The sequence below is a fragment of the Methylocaldum sp. MU1018 genome, assembly GCF_053646775.1.
On sequence record NZ_CM132195.1, the window covers coordinates 550569 to 568297 of the forward strand.

13 protein-coding genes are annotated in these 17729 nt (G+C 59.8%); 11 read left to right on the forward strand and 2 right to left on the reverse strand.

What is annotated here, in order from left to right; genetic code table 11:
- Positions 1-26: 26 nt before the first annotated feature.
- The 3 genes from ftsA to lpxC all read left to right on the forward strand — a co-directional run bounded on the left by ftsA (position 27) and on the right by lpxC (position 3522).
- The gene (gene ftsA, locus ACWJKU_RS02630) at positions 27-1262 is read left to right on the forward strand and encodes a cell division protein FtsA (protein WP_454145491.1); all 1236 of its coding nucleotides are present in this window, start codon (positions 27-29) and stop codon (positions 1260-1262) included.
- Positions 1263-1311: 49 nt separating this feature from the next.
- Positions 1312-2457 carry a cell division protein FtsZ gene (gene ftsZ, locus ACWJKU_RS02635; RefSeq protein WP_454145493.1) on the forward strand — a complete coding sequence of 382 codons (1146 nt, stop codon included), beginning with the start codon at positions 1312-1314 and terminating at the stop codon, positions 2455-2457.
- Between the two features lie 150 nt (positions 2458-2607).
- Positions 2608-3522, forward strand: coding sequence for a UDP-3-O-acyl-N-acetylglucosamine deacetylase (gene lpxC / locus ACWJKU_RS02640; protein ID WP_454145495.1), 915 nt, complete (start codon positions 2608-2610; stop codon positions 3520-3522).
- Between the two features lie 113 nt (positions 3523-3635).
- Here the strand turns inward: lpxC and ACWJKU_RS02645 are convergent, their stop codons facing one another.
- Positions 3636-4106 (reverse strand): DciA family protein, encoded by a 471-nt coding sequence (locus ACWJKU_RS02645; protein ID WP_454145497.1) that lies wholly within the window; start codon positions 4104-4106, stop codon positions 3636-3638.
- Positions 4107-4274: 168 nt separating this feature from the next.
- Here ACWJKU_RS02645 and secA point away from each other — a divergent pair, with 168 nt between their 5' ends.
- From secA to ACWJKU_RS02685, 8 genes are all read left to right on the forward strand, one after another.
- Positions 4275-6995 carry a preprotein translocase subunit SecA gene (gene secA / locus ACWJKU_RS02650; protein WP_454145499.1) on the forward strand — a complete coding sequence of 907 codons (2721 nt, stop codon included), beginning with the start codon at positions 4275-4277 and terminating at the stop codon, positions 6993-6995.
- A gap of 11 nt (positions 6996-7006) precedes the next feature.
- A complete protein-coding gene (gene argJ, locus ACWJKU_RS02655; RefSeq protein WP_454145501.1) occupies positions 7007-8218 on the forward strand; it encodes a bifunctional glutamate N-acetyltransferase/amino-acid acetyltransferase ArgJ in 1212 nt (403 codons plus the stop codon).
- A 21-nt stretch (positions 8219-8239) separates the two neighbouring features.
- Positions 8240-9202, forward strand: a complete 963-nt coding sequence (locus ACWJKU_RS02660) for a Nudix family hydrolase (protein ID WP_454145503.1) — start codon at positions 8240-8242, stop codon at positions 9200-9202.
- Positions 9203-9353: 151 nt separating this feature from the next.
- The gene (glnA, locus tag ACWJKU_RS02665; protein ID WP_454145505.1) at positions 9354-10763 is read left to right on the forward strand and encodes a glutamate--ammonia ligase; all 1410 of its coding nucleotides are present in this window, start codon (positions 9354-9356) and stop codon (positions 10761-10763) included.
- Between the two features lie 322 nt (positions 10764-11085).
- Positions 11086-12159 carry a nitrogen regulation protein NR(II) gene (glnL, locus tag ACWJKU_RS02670; protein ID WP_454148017.1) on the forward strand — a complete coding sequence of 358 codons (1074 nt, stop codon included), beginning with the start codon at positions 11086-11088 and terminating at the stop codon, positions 12157-12159.
- Complete coding sequence (ntrC, locus tag ACWJKU_RS02675; protein ID WP_454145507.1) at positions 12152-13561, forward strand: nitrogen regulation protein NR(I); 1410 nt, start codon at positions 12152-12154, stop codon at positions 13559-13561. The genes glnL and ntrC overlap by 8 nt, the downstream gene beginning before the upstream one ends.
- Before the next feature lie 152 nt (positions 13562-13713).
- Complete coding sequence (locus ACWJKU_RS02680) at positions 13714-16233, forward strand: glycogen/starch/alpha-glucan phosphorylase (RefSeq protein WP_454145509.1); 2520 nt, start codon at positions 13714-13716, stop codon at positions 16231-16233.
- 2 nt (positions 16234-16235) lie between these two features.
- Positions 16236-16709 carry a tRNA (cytidine(34)-2'-O)-methyltransferase gene (locus ACWJKU_RS02685; RefSeq protein ID WP_454145511.1) on the forward strand — a complete coding sequence of 158 codons (474 nt, stop codon included), beginning with the start codon at positions 16236-16238 and terminating at the stop codon, positions 16707-16709.
- Positions 16710-16718: 9 nt separating this feature from the next.
- On the opposite strand, the gene ACWJKU_RS02690 is transcribed toward ACWJKU_RS02685, so the two are convergent.
- Positions 16719-17720, reverse strand: a complete 1002-nt coding sequence (locus tag ACWJKU_RS02690; protein WP_454145513.1) for an NAD(P)H-dependent glycerol-3-phosphate dehydrogenase — start codon at positions 17718-17720, stop codon at positions 16719-16721.
- Positions 17721-17729: the final 9 nt, after the last annotated feature.

Genomic DNA, 17729 nt, shown 5'->3' on the forward strand with positions numbered 1-17729 from the left:
TGAGTTAAAAATACAGATTCATCGCAATGGCTAGAAAATCAGATCGGAATCTCATCGTTGGCTTGGACATCGGCACCTCCAAGGTGGCTTGTATCGTCGGTGAGATAAACGAGGACAGCGAAATCGAAGTGGTTGGCATCGGTACCCATCCGTCGCGCGGCTTGAAGAAAGGCGTGGTGGTGAACCTGGAAACCACGGTGCAATCGATTCAGCGCGCCGTCGAGGAAGCCGAGTTGATGGCGGGTTGCCGGATTCAGTCGGTGTATGCGGGCATTGCCGGCAGCCATATCAGCAGCATGAACTCGCACGGTATCGTGGCGATCAAGGAGAAGGAGGTCACCCAGAGCGACGTCGATCGCGTGATCGATTCGGCGCGGGCGGTGGCGATCCCGGCGGATCAAAAAATCCTTCATATCCTGCCGCAGGAGTTCGTGATCGATAGGCAGGAGGGCATCAAGGAGCCCATCGGCATGTCGGGGATCCGGCTCGAAGCCCGCGTTCATATCGTGACCGGCGCGGTCAGCGCGGCGCAGAACATCGTTAAATGCATTCGCCGCTGCGGGCTGGAGGTGGAAGACATCATTCTCGAGCAGCTAGGTTCCTGCTCGGCGGTTCTCACCGAGGATGAAAAAGATCTCGGCGTCTGCTTGGTGGACATCGGCGGCGGGACTACGGATGTCGCCGTATTCACCGACGGGGCGATTCGTCACACCGCGGTCATTCCTATCGCCGGGGATCAGGTCACCAACGACATCGCGGTAGCGTTGCGGACGCCGACCCAGTTTGCCGAGGAAATCAAGATCAAGCACGCTTGTGCGCTAACTCAACTGGCCAAGTTGGAGGACACCATCGAGGTGCCCAGCATCGGCGATAGGCCGGCGCGTCAGATTTCCCGCCTGAATTTGGCGGAAATCGTCGAGCCGCGCTACGAAGAACTGCTGCTGCTGGTGCAGGAAGAACTGCGCCGGAGCGGTTTCGAGGACTTGATCGCGGCCGGAATCGTGTTGAGCGGCGGCAGCGCCAAGGTCGAGGGTTTGGTCGAATTGACGGAAGAGATTTTCCATATGCCGGTGCGCCTGGGTCTGCCGCAGTATGTCACCGGCTTGAGCGACGTGGTTCGCAATCCGGTTTACGCAACGGGTGTCGGATTGCTTCTGTTCGGCAAGCAGCACCAGACGCAGGCGGGGAGATACATGCCTTTGGGATCGGGCTTTAGAAGTTTGTGGACAAGGATGAGGAGTTGGTTTACGGGTAATTTTTAGGATTGAAAATTCCTTAGAAGCAGAATGCTGTTAAGACGGGGTGGAAACAATGCAATTCGAATTAGTGGATTCTTATAGTCAAAACGCGGTCATCAAGGTAATCGGCATCGGCGGCGGCGGTGGAAATGCCCTCAACCATATGGTCAACAGCCATATCGAAGGGGTCGAATTCATTTGCGCCAACACCGACGCGCAGGCGCTGAAGAACATCAGGGCCAAATCGGTCATTCAATTGGGCAATGCGCTAACCAAGGGGCTCGGCGCCGGAGCGAATCCGGAAATCGGCCGTCAGGCCGCGCTGGACGACCGCGATCGTATCATGGAGGTTCTGGAAGGGGCGGATATGGTGTTCATTACCGCCGGCATGGGCGGCGGCACCGGAACCGGAGCGGCGCCGGTCATCGCCGAGATCGCCAAGGAAGCCGGTATCCTTACCGTGGCCGTGGTGACCAAGCCGTTTCCTTTCGAAGGGAAGAAGCGGCGCAGCGTGGCGGAAAAAGGCATCGAGGAACTCGGTCAGTTCGTCGATTCGCTGATCACGATTCCGAATGAGAAGCTGTTGCCGGTGCTGGGCAAGGACGTCAGCCTGATCAATGCCTTTGCCGCGGCCAACGATGTGCTGCTCGGGGCCGTGCAAGGCATTGCCGATCTGATTACCCGGCCGGGCCTGATCAACGTGGACTTCGCCGACGTGCGAACGGTGATGTCCGAGATGGGCATGGCCATGATGGGAACCGGCGTGGGCACCGGCGATCACCGTGCCCGTCAGGCGGCGGAAAAAGCCATCGCCAGTCCGCTGCTCGAGGATATCAACCTTCAGGGAGCGCGCGGCGTTCTGGTCAATGTCACCGCCTGCCAAACGCTCTCCATCGGCGAATTCAGCGAAGTCGGCGATGCCGTGAGAGATTTCGCTTCGGATGACGCCATCGTCGTGATCGGCACGGCCATCGATCCGGAACTGGACGACGAGGTGCGCGTCACGGTGGTCGCGACGGGCCTGAACAATCAGCGCCAAACCAACGAAGCGCCGATCAAGCTGGTGCACAAACATACCGGTGAAATCGATTACGATCAATTGCAGCGCCCGACGGTAATCCGCAAGCAGCCCAAGCACGATGTCCGGGCGGAAGCGAAGAAAGACATGGATCTCGACTATCTGGATATTCCCGCGTTTTTGCGCCGTCAGGCCGATTGACGGATCAGTCCGCATAACATAAAAAGAGGACGCCTCGGCGTCCGTCCCATTAATCCGGCTCCTGCACGGTTCGTAGGCTTGGGTGGTGCGAACCGTGCGTGAGGCATGCAAAAGATTTTTGGGGACAGTCAAAGAAGACAGGTGTATCGAATGATCAGGCAAAGAACACTTAAAAATGTCATTAGAGGAACCGGAGTCGGGCTGCACACCGGAGAGAAGGTTTATTTGACGCTTCGTCCCGCCGCTCCCAATGCCGGTATCGTATTCCGCCGCGTGGATTTGCCTGAACCCGTCACTATCGAGGCGAGGCCCGAAAATGTCGGCGAAACGACTTTATCCACAACCCTCGTCAAGGGCGACGTGAAGATTTCCACCGTCGAGCATCTCTTGTCGGCGTTCGCCGGACTCGGCATCGACAATGCCTATGTCGATGTCAGCGCGCCGGAGGTCCCGATCATGGATGGCAGCGCCGGCCCGTTCGTGTTTCTCATTCAATCGGCGGGCGTCGAGGAGCAAAACGCGCCTAAGCGTTTCATTCGGATAAAGCGCAAGCTCAGAGTCGAAGACGGCGACAAATGGGCGAGCTTCGAGCCCTATGAAGGCTTCAAGGTCACCTTTACGATCGATTTCGAACACCCGGCGTTTCGCAAGGACGTGCAAACGGCCAGCATCGACTTTTCATCGACGTCCTTCGTCAAGGAAGTGAGCCGGGCGAGAACCTTCGGCTTCATGCGCGATATAGAGGCGCTGCGCAAGCGCAGACTGGCCTTGGGGGGCAGTATGGACAACGCCATCGTGGTGGATAACTACCGCGTCCTGAACGAAGACGGGTTACGCTACGCCGACGAATTCGTAAAGCACAAGATCCTGGATGCCATCGGCGACCTTTATCTTCTGGGGCACAGTCTGATCGGTTCGTTCACCGGCCATAAATCCGGCCACGGCCTGAACAATCGATTGCTCATGGAACTGCTCAAACAGAAAGACGCCTGGGAATCCGTGACTTACATGGAAGACGACGTCTTGCCGATCTACTTCATGAAGACGGCTCAGGCCGCCCGCTGATTCCCGCATCCCTCGGGATCGTCGAATCCCGGCGGCCGATCAAGCCTAAAATTGCCGAAGCGCGGCAAGGATGCCGATACGCGTCGACCCGCCGAATCTCCGGCTGATTTTTCTCACCGTACTTTTTCCCGATCGGATGGGCCTTCGAGCGATCGCACCGTTCGGCTTAGCCGCAACAGCGCTTCCTTGAGTTCTCCCGAAGATGCCGATGCCGCGCTGCTTTCCAGAAGCTCGGCAACGAAACCGGGCGGCGGAGCGAAAGCGGGTGGTTCGCGGGATTTTTCGACTGCCGGGAACGCGTTGCGGATTTGCAGATTTTTGAACCGGTAGCCGGTCGATCGCTCGATTCCGGGCAAAAGCCGCAGGGCATAAAACCGAATCTGGGACGCCCAGGCCGGCGAATCCACATAGAGAATCAGTTGATCCGGCTTGATCACGCAGTCCACGCAGTGATCCGCCAGAAATCCCGGTAACGCTCTTCTTGCCGCATTCAGCATGCGGCGGTGTCTTTCGATCTGCGTCGAAATCGATTGGATTGCGGTTCCCTGAAGCAATCCCGCAACGGATTCGGGTTGATGCGCCATGAAAGTCGGCTTGATGTCCTGACGGTGATTCGCCGAACCGCGTCCGGCGGAGGTTTCGATTCGAGTCTCCGGGCAAGGTTTGATATGACCCGCGAGTCATTATAAACGCCAAGGTTTTGCGGTATCATCGTACGATTGTTTTTCCTTTGGACTCGGAATCAAACCGCAATGCTAGGCAAGCTGGTAAAGAAAATCGTTGGCAGCCGCAACGAGCGAATCATTAGTAGAAAAAGAAAACTCGTCAAGAAGATCAACGCGCTGGAGCCTCAATTTCAGAATCTGTCCGATGAGGCGCTACGGCGAAAAACCCAGGAGTTCAGGGACCGGCTGAAAGAAGGGGAGACTCTCGACGCCCTGTTGCCCGAGGCCTTCGCCGCGGTCAGGGAGGCGTCCCGGCGCGTCCTGAACATGCGCCATTTCGACGTTCAGTTGATCGGCGGCATGGTGCTCCACGACGGCAAGATTTCGGAAATGAAGACCGGCGAAGGCAAGACGCTGGTCGCCACCCTGGCCGCTTATTTGAATGCGCTGCCCGGCAAAGGCGTGCACGTCGTTACCGTCAACGATTATCTGGCGCGCCGCGATTCGGAGTGGATGGGCAGGCTTTATAACTTTCTCGGACTCTCCGTCGGCGTCATCGTCAGCAATCTGAGCCCGGAGCAGCGCCGAGCATCCTATACCGCCGACATCACTTACGGCACGAACAACGAGTTCGGCTTCGATTATCTCCGGGACAACATGGCCTTCTCCCGAGACCAAAGGGTGCAGCGGGAAAAATATTTTGCGATCGTCGACGAGGTCGACTCCATCCTGATCGATGAAGCTCGGACGCCCCTCATTATCTCGGGGCCGACCGAAGACCGCAGCGACCTCTACCACAAAGTCAACGCTCTCATGCCTCATCTGTCCCGCCAGGAAAAGGAAGGCGCTCGCGGCGATTACAGCGTCGACGAAAAAGCGCGGCAGGTCTATCTCACGGAAGAAGGCCACGAGCATATCGAACGCCTGCTGGTGCAGCACGGGCTGATCAACGCCCATGAAAGCCTGTACGACGCCGTCAACATCAGGCTCATGCACTATATCAATGCCGCGCTGCGAGCCCATGCGCTGTTTCAGCGGGATGTCGACTATATCGTCCGGGAAAATCAGGTCATCATCGTGGACGAGTTCACCGGCCGCGCCATGCCGGGACGTCGCTGGTCCGAAGGCTTGCACCAGGCGGTCGAGGCGAAGGAAAACGTGCCGGTCCAAAATGAAAATCAGACGCTGGCCTCCATCACTTTCCAGAATTATTTCCGCCTCTACGAAAAACTGTCCGGCATGACCGGTACGGCCGACACGGAGGCGCCGGAGTTCCATCAGATCTACGGTCTCGAGGTCGTCGTCATCCCGCCCAACAGACCCATGATTCGCCAGGACCGCGGCGATCTCGTCTACCTTAGCGTTCGTGAAAAATACGGCGCCATCATCGAGGATATTCGCGAGTGCGTGAAGCGCGGCCAACCGGTGCTGGTAGGCACCACGTCCATCGAGAATTCGGAAATCCTGGCGACTTTTCTGCGCAAGGAGGGAATTCCGCATCAGGTGCTGAATGCCAAGCATCACGAGCAGGAGGCGCATATCGTCGCCCAAGCCGGCAAGCCCGGCGCGGTGACTATCGCCACCAACATGGCGGGCCGCGGCACCGATATCGTCCTCGGCGGCAGCCTGGAAGAGGATCTGGCGGGAGTCGATCCGAACGATCAGGCCGCCATCGCGCGCTTGAAGGCGGAATGGGCGGCCCGCCACGATCAGGTCGTGAAAGCGGGCGGACTGCACGTCATCGGTTCCGAACGGCACGAATCGCGGCGCATCGACAATCAGTTGCGAGGGCGGTCGGGGCGGCAAGGCGATCCCGGTTCGTCCCGGTTTTATTTGTCCCTGGAAGATCCCTTGATGCGCATTTTCGCTTCCGACCGCGTGGCCGTGCTCATGCAGAAGCTGGGCATGAAGGAAGGCGAGGCCATCGAACACCCGTGGGTGACGCGGGCGATCGAAAGCGCCCAGCGCAAGGTCGAAGCGCGCAACTTCGACATTCGCAAGCAGTTGCTGGAATATGACAATGTCGCCAACGATCAGCGCAAGGTGGTCTACCACATGCGGGACGAATTGATGGAGGCGGAAGATATTTCCGGAGCCATTACCAATATGCGCCGGGATGTCGTCGGCCAAATGTTCGTTCAGTACATCCCGCCGCACACCCTGGAAGAGCAGTGGGACGCCAAAGGACTGGAAGAGACCCTGGCGCGCGAAATCGGGGCGAAGCTGCCGGTGCAGCAATGGCTGGACCAAGATGCGCGGCTGGACGAGGAGCGGCTGCTGAACAAAATTGTCGATCATTTGGAAACGATTTATCGGGAGAAAACCGCGGCCATCGGGGAATCGATCGTGCACCACTTCGAGAAGACCGTGATGCTGCAGGTCCTCGACAACGCCTGGAAAGAGCATCTGGCGGCCATGGACCACCTACGCCAGGGCATCCACCTGCGGGGTTATGCACAGAAGGACCCGAAGCAGGAATACAAGCGCGAAGCGTTCGAAATGTTTACTTCGATGCTGGACGGCATCAAGCACGAGGTGATCGGCATCGTGTCCAAGGTCCAGGTGCACAGCGAGGAAGAAGTGAGCGTGATGGAAGAGCAGAGCCGCGTACCGCAAGAGATGCACTTCGAACATGCCGAGGCAAAAGCCCTGTCGCCGGAACCCGAAGAGGCCGAAATCGAAGAAAAGCCGGCCAAACCCAGACCTGCGCAGCCTTATATCCGGGACGTCGCCAAAGTCGGGCGCAACGATCCTTGCCCTTGCGGGTCCGGTAAAAAATTCAAGCAGTGCCACGGCAAATTGGACTGATATCGTTGCGTATGAGTTCGTCGAACAAGGAATCGACCCTGCCGGTCGTCAAAGGAATTCGGCTTGGTGCGGCGTGTGCCGGCATCAAGCGGAGCGACCGTGACGATATCGTGGTGATCGAAGCGGCGGAGAGTTCCGCTTGCGCGGCCGTGTTTACCCGAAACGCCTTCTGTGCCGCGCCGGTCGTGGTGGCGCGGGAGCATCTCGCGCACCGTCCGCGCTGGCTTCTGATCAACTCCGGCAATGCCAACGCCGGCACCGGTCAACGAGGGCTGGACGATGCCCGCCGGACCTGCCGGGCCTTGGAGCGGCTGACCGGTGCTTCGGCCGAGCGCGTGCTCCCGTTCTCGACGGGCGTCATCGGCGAATACCTTCCGGTGGAAAAGATCGAATCGGCGTTGCCGCAAGCCCTGGCCGCCCTGGACGAGGACGGATGGGCACGGGCGGCGCGCGCCATCATGACCACCGATACGCGGCCCAAGAGCGCAAGCCGGACCATCGAGCTGGCGGGCGTGCCGGCGACCGTTACCGGTATCGCCAAGGGCGCCGGCATGATTCATCCCAATATGGCCACCATGCTGGCCTTCATCGCTACCGATGCGAATGTGGAGCAGGCCAGCTTGCAGGCGTGCCTGAGCGAGGCGGTCGACGGCTCTTTCAATCTGATCACGGTGGACGGCGATACCTCGACCAACGATGCCTGCGTCCTGTTCGCAACCGGCGCCGCCGGCAATTCCGAACTCAATCGCGAGAGCGCGGCCTTCCCTCTCCTGGCCCGAGCGGTGCGGGAAGTTTGCGACGAATTGGCCGAAGCTATCGTGCGGGACGGCGAAGGTGCCACCAAGTTGATGCGGATCGCGGTCGAGGAAGCGCGGGACGAGGCCGAGGCGCGCAATGTGGCGAAAACCATCGCCCATTCGCCCTTGGTCAAGACCGCCTTTTTCGCCAGCGATCCCAACTGGGGACGGATTTTGGCCGCGATCGGGCGTTCCGGCTGCGCCGATTTGGATATATCCGGCGTCTCGATATGGCTGGACGAGGTTCTGATCGTGGAAAACGGCGGACGCGCGGCAAGTTACACCGAGGAAGCCGGGCGCGCCGTGATGTCTAAAGACGAAATCCTGATTCGGGTCGCGCTGGGGCGGGGCGGCGCACGGCAACGCGTTCTGACCTGCGACCTCTCTTACGATTACGTTCGCATCAACGCGGAATATCGAACTTAAATCGGAATCGACCTGAGACGTGTGAGCGAGCGCTCCGAGCTACATGTGGCCGCCGCCGTCATCCGAGACGGCGGCGGTCGAATTCTTATCGCACGGCGTCTCGCCCACGTCCATCAGGGCGGTCTCTGGGAGTTTCCCGGGGGAAAGCTGGAATCCGGCGAAACCGCAACGGAAGCTCTGCATAGGGAAATCCGCGAAGAGCTCGACCTTGAAGTTATCGAGGCATCGCCCTTGATTCGGATTCGCCATGCTTATCCGGAGCGGCGCGTGCTGCTCGACGTGTGGCGGGTGGACCGGTTTGAAGGAACGCCGACCGGCATGCAGGGGCAAGCGATTTGCTGGGTTTCGCCCGACGAGTTGCCCCGCTTCGCGTTTCCGGCCGCGAATCGGGCCATCGTTACGGCCGCCCGGCTTCCCGACCGGTACGCGATTCTGGACGACGAATCCGGCGATGAGGGTGTTTTGCGCGAGCGTTTACACGACCTCGTATCCCGCGGGCTCGGTCTGATTCAACTGCGGGCGCGGCGATTGGACACGCACCGATACGAGGCGCTGGCGCATTATGCCGCGGAATATTGTGCGCTCCGGGGCGTTACCCTGTTGCTGAATGCGGCCCCGGAACGGGTCGCCCGCACCTCGGCCGCCGGCGTTCACCTTACGGCGCAAAGGCTGATGGCGCTGAGCGAGCGGCCGCTGGAGAAAGCCCGTTGGGTCGCCGCATCCTGCCACAATCTCCGCGAGCTCGAACAGGCAGAGCGAATCGGCGCCGATCTGGCCGTTCTTGCTCCCGTGTTGCCCACAGCCACACACCCTCATGCCGTGCCTCTGGGATGGAAAGTCTTTGCCGAGTGGGTGGATCGGGTCAACATTCCGGTTTTCGCTTTGGGCGGACTCTCTCCGTCGGACATGACTATGGCAAAGTTCCACGGCGCGCAGGGAGTGGCGGGTATTCGCGGGTTTCTTCGGCCGGATGCACCGAAATAGACTGTGTGCACCATCGTGGTGCGCTTTTGATTTGCGAACCCGTTGCCGCACCCGTGTAATTCAGGAAGGTAAAAGCGTTTACCCATTGGTATGATTTTTGTTTGCTAACCCGCTTGAGATTTTTACAACCCTAATGTTCGGGAGATAAAGAATGACGCCACAAGATGTGCTCCAATTGATGAAAGAAAAGGAGGTCAGATACGTTGATTTGCGGTTTGCCGACACTCGGGGCAAGGAACAGCACGTCACCATTCCCGCCCATAGCGTGGACGAGGACATATTCGAAGAGGGCAAGATGTTCGACGGCTCGTCCATCGCCGGCTGGAAGAGCATCAACGAGTCGGACATGATTCTGATGCCGGACCCGGCCACGGCAGTCATGGACCCGTTTTTCGACGATCCGACCCTGATTTTGCGCTGCGACATCGTCGAGCCCGCGACCATGCAGGGCTATGAGCGCGATCCCAGGTCCATCGCCAAGCGCGCCGAAGCCTACATGAAATCGACCGGCATTGCCGATACGGCATTGTTCGGACCGGAAAACGAATATTTCGTATTCGACGACGTGCGCTGGGGCGTCGGCATGCAGGGCTCGTTCTACAAGGTCGATTCCGAGGAAGCCTGCTGGAATTCCGAGAAAATCTACGAGGACGGCAATATCGGCCACCGTCCGGGCACCAAGGGCGGGTATTTTCCGGTTCCGCCGGTCGATTCGATGCAGGACTTGCGCGCCGCAATGTGCAATACCCTGGAAGACATGGGGTTGGTCGTGGAGGTCCATCATCACGAGGTCGCCACCGCAGGACAGTGCGAAATCGGCGTCAAGTTCGGCACGTTGGTCCGGAAGGCGGACGAGGTGCTGACTCTCAAATACGTGGTGCACAATGTGGCTCACGCTTACGGTAAAACGGCGACCTTCATGCCGAAACCGCTGGTCGGCGACAACGGCAGCGGCATGCACGTTCACCAGTCTCTGGCCAAGGGCGGCGTGAACTTGTTCACCGGCGATCTGTACGGCGGACTCTCCGAACTGGCATTGTTCTACATCGGCGGCATCATCAAGCATGCGAAGGCTTTGAACGCCTTCTGCAATCCGTCCACCAACAGCTACAAACGCTTGGTGCCGGGCTTCGAGGCGCCGGTCATGCTGGCTTATTCCGCGCGCAACCGCTCGGCGTCCATCCGCGTTCCGTACATCACGAATCCGAAAGCGCGCCGCATCGAAGTTCGGTTCCCGGATTCCACGGCCAATCCGTATTTCGCCTTCGCGGCCATGCTGATGGCCGGTCTGGACGGTATCCAGAACAAGATTCATCCGGGCGATGCCATGGACAAGGATCTTTACGACCTGCCGCCGGAAGAGGAAAAGAGCATTCCACAGGTTTGCCATGCGCTGGACATGGCACTGGACGCATTGAGTGCGGACCGCGAATTCCTGACCCGCGGCGGCGTCTTCACCAACGATGCGATCGACGCCTACATCGAACTCAAGATGCAGGAAGTTACCCGTCTGCGCATGAGCACGCATCCGGTCGAATACGACATGTATTACAGCCTCTGAGCGCCGCTCGTCCCGCATCCGAAAAACGCCCCGTCAAGGGGCGTTTTTCGTTCGGGTAGGGGCAAAATCCGAGGCGCGCCGATTGTCTTTGCCGCGTTTTGCAAAACGCGGCGGATCGATGGAACCGGCTGCTTCGCGACCGGCGCGTCGTAGCAGGATCGTTCTGTGTGCGGAACGGATGTTCGCGCCCTCGGGTCCAATCCGCACTGTAATGGTGCATGGCTGGGCGGCTGTGCCGTGATGCGTCCGGGGCGGTGCCCGGACGCTTCTCTTCGAAAATGGCTTCGGATCTCTTGGCCCCTATTTTGCTTGGCAATCCATGATGAACAACTCGGATTCGGTCTCGCTGTATCAGCGCATTCTCGATCACCTGACGGACGCGGTGTTGGTTTTCGATCCTGCATACCGTCTGGTTTATATCAACGTGGCCGGGGAAATGCTGTTTGCGGTAAGCGCGCGGCAAGTCCTGGGAGCCGGCGCCAAGGAGCTGTTCTTTTTATACGATCAGGATATCGAGAAGGAATTGAAACGGACCCTGCAACACGGGGAGTCGTTGACCAAGCGAAATTTGTCGTTAGAGCTCCCGTCCCGATCGATTACCGTGAATCTCACGCTCACGCCGATGCTGGAGCAGGATAAGCCGGTCGCCGCTCTGGTGCAGATCGAACAAGTAGACCGGCATTTGCGCATTTCCATGGAACAACAGCTTCTGGCGCAGCAAAATGCCGCGCGCATGCTGCTGCGGGGATTGGCTCACGAGATAAAAAACCCTTTGGGCGGATTGCGCGGCGCGGCGCAGCTGCTCGACAGGGAACTGGTCGAAGAAGACCTGCGGGACTATACGAACATCATCATGGAAGAGTCCGACCGGTTGCAATCCTTGGTCGATCGGATGCTCGAGCCCAACAAGCCGCCGCGGAAAAGCCGGCTCAATATCCACAGGATACTGGAGAGAGTGCGTCAGCTGGTGCAGGTGGAGGCGCCGCCGAGCGTCGTCATCGAAAGAGATTACGACCCGAGCCTTCCCCTGGTGAACGGCGACAGCGACCAGCTCATTCAGGCGATTTTGAACATCGTGCGCAATGCGGCGCAGGCGGTGGGGCGGAAAGGGCATATCCTCATCCGCACGCGCATCCACCGCCAAGTCACCATCGGCCATCGGCGCAACCCGATGGCGGTCAAGATCGATATCATCGACGACGGGCCGGGCATCAAGCCGGAACTGCTCGGCCAGATTTTTTACCCGATGGTGACCGGGCGCGCCGACGGGACCGGGTTGGGCTTGTCGATCGCGCAGTCCCTGATCAACCGGCACGGCGGATTGGTCGAGTGTTCGAGTTCGCCGGGCAACACGGTTTTTTCTATCTTTCTGCCTTTGGAGAAGGACCATGAATAGTTCAGCCCAAGTCTGGGTCGTGGACGATGACCGCTCGATCCGCTGGGTCTTGGAAAAAGCCTTGCAAAAGGCATCGATACGCGCGCGCTGCTTTTCCAGCGCCGGCGGCTTGCTCGATGCCCTGGATCAGAGCAAGCCGGACGCCATCCTGACCGACATCCGGATGCCGGGCATGGACGGATTGGAGCTTTTGCGGCAATTGCAGATCAAACATCCGCAGCTTCCCATCATCATCATGACCGCGCACTCGGATCTGGAGAGCGCGGTCTCGGCTTTCCACGGCGGCGCATTCGAATATCTGCCGAAACCGTTCGACGTGGACGAGGCAGTCGATCTGGTACGGCGCGCGTGCGCGCAAAGCCAGCGCGCGCGGCAAGCGCGCGCGCCGCTGCCGGCGGACGAAAAGACGCCCGAAATCATCGGGGAAGCGCCGGCCATGCAGGAGGTCTTTCGCGCCATCGCGCGGCTCGCCCGTTCCCACATCACGGTTCTGATCAACGGCGAGTCGGGTACGGGCAAAGAATTAGTCGCCCGCGCGCTGCACCGTCACAGCCCGCGCGCCGACAAGCCGTTCATCGCGCTCAATATGGCGGCGATCCCCCGCGACCTGTTGGAATCCGAATTGTTCGGCCACGAACGTGGCGCGTTTACCGGCGCTCAAGCCCGCCGGGCCGGGCGTTTCGAGCAGGCCGACGGAGGCACGCTGTTTTTGGACGAAATCGGCGATATGCCGGCGGATTTGCAGACCCGCCTGTTGCGGGTGCTGGCCGACGGCGAGTTCTTTCCCGTAGGCGCGCATGCGCCGGTCAAAGTGGATGTCCGCATCATCGCCGCCACCCACCAGAATTTGGATACGCTGGCGGCCGAGGGGCGTTTCCGGGAAGATTTGTTCCACAGGCTCAACGTGATCCGCATTCATCTGCCGCCTTTGCGGGAGCGGCGCCAGGATATTCCTTTGCTGCTGAGCCATTTCCTCAAAGAGGCGAGCCAAGAGCTGAAGGTGGAAACGAAGACTCTGCTGCGGGACGTGGAGGATTACCTCTGCCGGCTCGAGTGGCCGGGCAACGTGCGGCAACTGGAAAATACCTGTCGCTGGATCACGGTCATGGCGGCAGGCAAGGAGGTTCATCTGGACGATCTCCCGCCGGAGTTGCTGAGCATCAAGGCGAGTCCGTCCGCGGCGGCCGGCGATTGGGAGGATTGTTTTCGGCAATGGGTCGATGCGCGCTTGAGGCGAGGGGACAGAAATGTCGCCAAGGAGGCCATCGACTCGGCCGAGGGCATCCTGATCGCCGCGGCGCTGCAGTTCACCCGCGGACGCCGCCAGGAAGCGGCAAAGTTGCTGGGCTACGGCCGCAATACGTTGACGCGGAAGATCAGCGAGCTGAGCCTGGACGTGTAAGGTATCGAGGGCTGATAAGTTATGGTCAACAGTCCCAGCCTTTGGTGAGATAATAACGGCTTTCGGCCTTTCGCCGTCCGCGCGCAGCCGGAGATGAACGATTCGCTTTTTCTTCTGTGCTCCATCCGAAATCGCAAAATACCGGACCGACTATGCTCGACAAAAATCTAGTGAACAGCACGCGAAAACCCTGGCTGACCGAACTCTCCACCCTGGGGCTGGAAGCCAAGGATTTGGCTTTGGATATCCGCCGTCATTTCAGCTATACGCTCGGCCGCGACAAGTACTGCGCGTCCCCCCACTATACCTATACGGCCGTTGCCCTGACGGTTCGCGACCGTTTGATGGAGCGCTGGAAGAATACCCATTACGCCTACGAGGAAGCGGACTGCAAGCGCGCTTACTACTTGTCCATGGAGTTCCTGATGGGGCGGACATTGAGCAATGCCATGCTCAATCTCGGTATCGACGATCCGCTCAACGAGACCCTGCACGATTTGGGACTGGATCTCGAGGAGATCGCCGAGAGCGAGCAGGATGCCGGACTGGGCAACGGCGGGTTGGGGCGGTTGGCCGCCTGTTTCGTGGACAGCTGTGCGACCTTGCAGCTGCCGGTGATGGGCTACGGCATCCGTTACGAATATGGCATGTTCCGGCAAAACGTCGAGAACGGCCATCAGGTCGAGGAGCCCGATCACTGGCTGCGGAACGGTCATGTCTGGGAGTTGGAGCGGCCGGAACTGACCGTGCGGGTGCGTTTCGGGGGCCGTACGGACACTTACGGCGCCGAGGAATCCCATCCGCAGACGCGCTGGGTCGACACTCAGGATGTGCTCGCCGTGCCTTACGACGTTCCGGTTCCGGGATACAAGAACGGCACGGTCAATACGCTGCGCCTGTGGAAGGCGGCCGCCACGGACGAATTCGACCTGGAAGACTTCAATGCCGGAGATTACACCGAGGCGGTCCGTTCCAAGAACATGGCGGAGAACATCACCATGGTGTTGTATCCGAACGACGCCAGCGAGAACGGCAAGGAATTGAGGCTGCGCCAGCAGTATTTTCTGGCCTCGGCCAGTCTCCAGGACGTCATCCGCAAATGGGTGCTGGTGCACGGCGAGGACTTCAGCCGGTTTGCCGAAAAGAACTGCTTCCAGCTCAACGACACTCACCCCAGCATCGCCGTGGCCGAACTGATGCGCCTGTTGATGGACGAGCACCGGCTGAATTGGGATGAGGCCTGGGCCATCACCTCGCGCACCATGGCCTATACCAATCACACGCTGCTTCCGGAGGCCCTGGAGAAATGGCCGGTGCGTCTGTTCCGGCAACTGTTGCCGCGTCTGCTGGAAATCATTTTCGAGATCAACGCGCGGTTTTTGGGCGAGGTCGCCAACCGCTGGCCGGGCGACTTGGACCGGCTGGCGCGGATGTCCCTGATCGAGGAAGGCTGGGAACAGCAGGTCCGCATGGCTTACCTGGCCATCGTCGGAAGCTTTTCCGTCAACGGCGTGGCGGAACTTCACTCCAACCTGCTGATGCAGGGGCTGTTTCGGGATTTTTACGAGCTGTGGCCGAACAAGTTCAACAACAAGACCAACGGCATCACGCCGCGGCGCTGGCTGGCCGGGTGCAATCCCAAGCTTGCCGCGTTGATCACCGAAACGATCGGCGAAGGCTGGCTGACCGATCTGTCGCAACTCGGCCGGCTCGCAGCTTACGCCGACGATCCGGCTTTCCGCCGGCGCTGGCGAGAGATCAAGCGCCAAAACAAAGAGCGTCTGTTGCAGTATAAGAAAGCGGAAATCGGCCTGGAGACGATCAATCCGGATGCCCTATTCGACGTTCAGGTCAAGCGGATACACGAATACAAGCGCCAATTGCTCAACGTGCTTCACGCCATTCATCTCTACGATCGCATCAAGCGCGGCGATACGGCGAACTGGACTCCGCGGTGCGTGCTTTTCGGAGGCAAGGCGGCTCCCGGTTATGTCATGGCGAAACGGATCATCAAGCTAATCAATAACGTATCGAATGTCATCAATCGCGATGCCGCGGTCGGCGATCTGCTCAAGGTGGCCTTTCTGCCCAATTACCGGGTCACGGCGATGGAGTTCATCTGTCCCGGCACCGACCTCTCGGAGCAGATTTCGACCGCCGGCAAGGAAGCCTCCGGCACCGGCAACATGAAGTTCATGCTGAACGGGGCATTGACCATCGGTACCCTCGACGGCGCCAACATTGAGATTCGCCAGGAAGTGGGGGCGGAAAACTTCTTCCTGTTCGGCCTGACCGCCGAGGAAGTGGAGGCGCGGCGCTGCCAATACGATCCCGAGTCCGTCATAAACGGCAACGAAGATCTGCGCCGAGTCATGCATCTCCTGGAAAGCGGACACTTCAGCCAATTCGAGCCCGGGATCTTCGATCCGATCATACAAACGATCAAAAGCCCTCACGATCCCTGGATGACGGCGGCCGATTTTCCGAGCTACGTAGAGGCACAGCAACGCGCGGCTGCGGCTTATCTCGATCAGGAGCAATGGACTCGGATGAGTATTTTGAACTGCGCCGCGAGCGGCAAGTTCTCCACCGACCGCACGATTTCGCAGTACAACCACGACATCTGGAGGCTGGAGCCGGTCAATCCCCTGCCGGAGCGGAACAAATCCTAGACGTGTTTCATATCGTCCTTTACGAGCCCGAAATCCCGCCGAACACGGGCAACGTCATCCGTCTCTGCGCCAACACCGGCGCCTCGTTGCATCTGATTCATCCTCTGGGCTTCCGGCTGGATGACGCCAAGCTGCGGCGGGCCGGGCTCGATTACCGCGAATGGGCCGAGGTGCGGGAGTACGAGGGGCTGGATGATTTCATGGATCGAGTTCGGCCGGAGCGGCTGTTCGCGCTGAGCACCAAGGGACGGCGCTGCTATGCCGATGCCGATTTCCGGCCCGGCGACGCCTTGTTGTTCGGCCCGGAGTCCAGAGGCTTGCCGGAAGCCTTGCTGGCCTCCCTGCCGGAGACGCGCCGGCTATGCGTGCCGATGCGTCCCGAAAGCCGCAGCCTCAATCTGTCGAATACCGTGGCGCTGGTGCTTTACGAAGCCTGGCGGCAGAACCGCTTTTCGGGCGCGCCGGAGCGGGCGTGACCGGACGCCTCAAGCCGCGGTTTCCGGTTTCGGTTCCCGCAGAAGCAGATTATTGACGGCCTCCAAGGGCGAGAGATCCTCGTAGAGGATTTTGTAGGTCTGCTCGGTGATCGGCATGTCGACCCCGAGACTTTGCGCCAGCCGGTAAACCACCTGGGTGGTGAGAATCCCTTCGATCTCCTGGCCGATTTCGGCAACGACTTGCTCCCGCTTGAGTCCCTTGCCGAGCCCGAGACCGAAGCGCCGGTTCCGGGATTGGTTGTCGGTACAGGTCAAAATGAGGTCGCCGACACCGGCCAGACCCATGAAGGTTTCCGATTTGCCGCCCAATGCCGATCCCAGGCGCATCATCTCGGCCAGTCCTCGGGTTATGAGTGCGGCGCGCGAGTTGGCGCCGAACCCCAGGCCGTCGGCGACTCCGGCGGCGATGGCCAACACGTTCTTGGTTGCTCCGCCCAGTTGAACGCCGATGATGTCTTCCGTGGTGTAAGCCCGGAAGCGGTTGTTATGAAGCAGTCCCGCCAGCATTTTGGCGAATTCGACCCGGCGCGACGCCACCGTGATGGCCGTCGGGAGATTGGCGGCCAAGTCGCGGGCGAAGCTCGGGCCGGACAGCACCGCCGCGGGAAGCTCCGGCCCGAGGACGTCCTCCGTGACCTGGTGCAAAAGTTTTCCGGTCTCCAGCTCCAAGCCTTTCGTAGCCCATGCGATTTTGGATTCCGGAGTAAGGTGCGGGGCCAGATCGATCAGCAGGTTTCGATAGGCGTGGCTGGGGACCGCGACAATGAGGATGTTCGCGTGCCTGACGGCTTCGGCGAGATTCGCGACGACTTCAAGGTTGTCGGGAAAGAGGGCGCCGGGCAAATAGCGGTCGTTGCAGCGCGCGGCATGGAGTTTGGCCATGTGCTCCGGGTGATGTCCCCAGAGTGTCGTGGGATGGCCGTTTCGGGCCGTCAACAAAGCGAGGGCCGTGCCCCAGGAGCCGGCGCCGAGAACGGATACTGTCGTCATGTGGGTGAA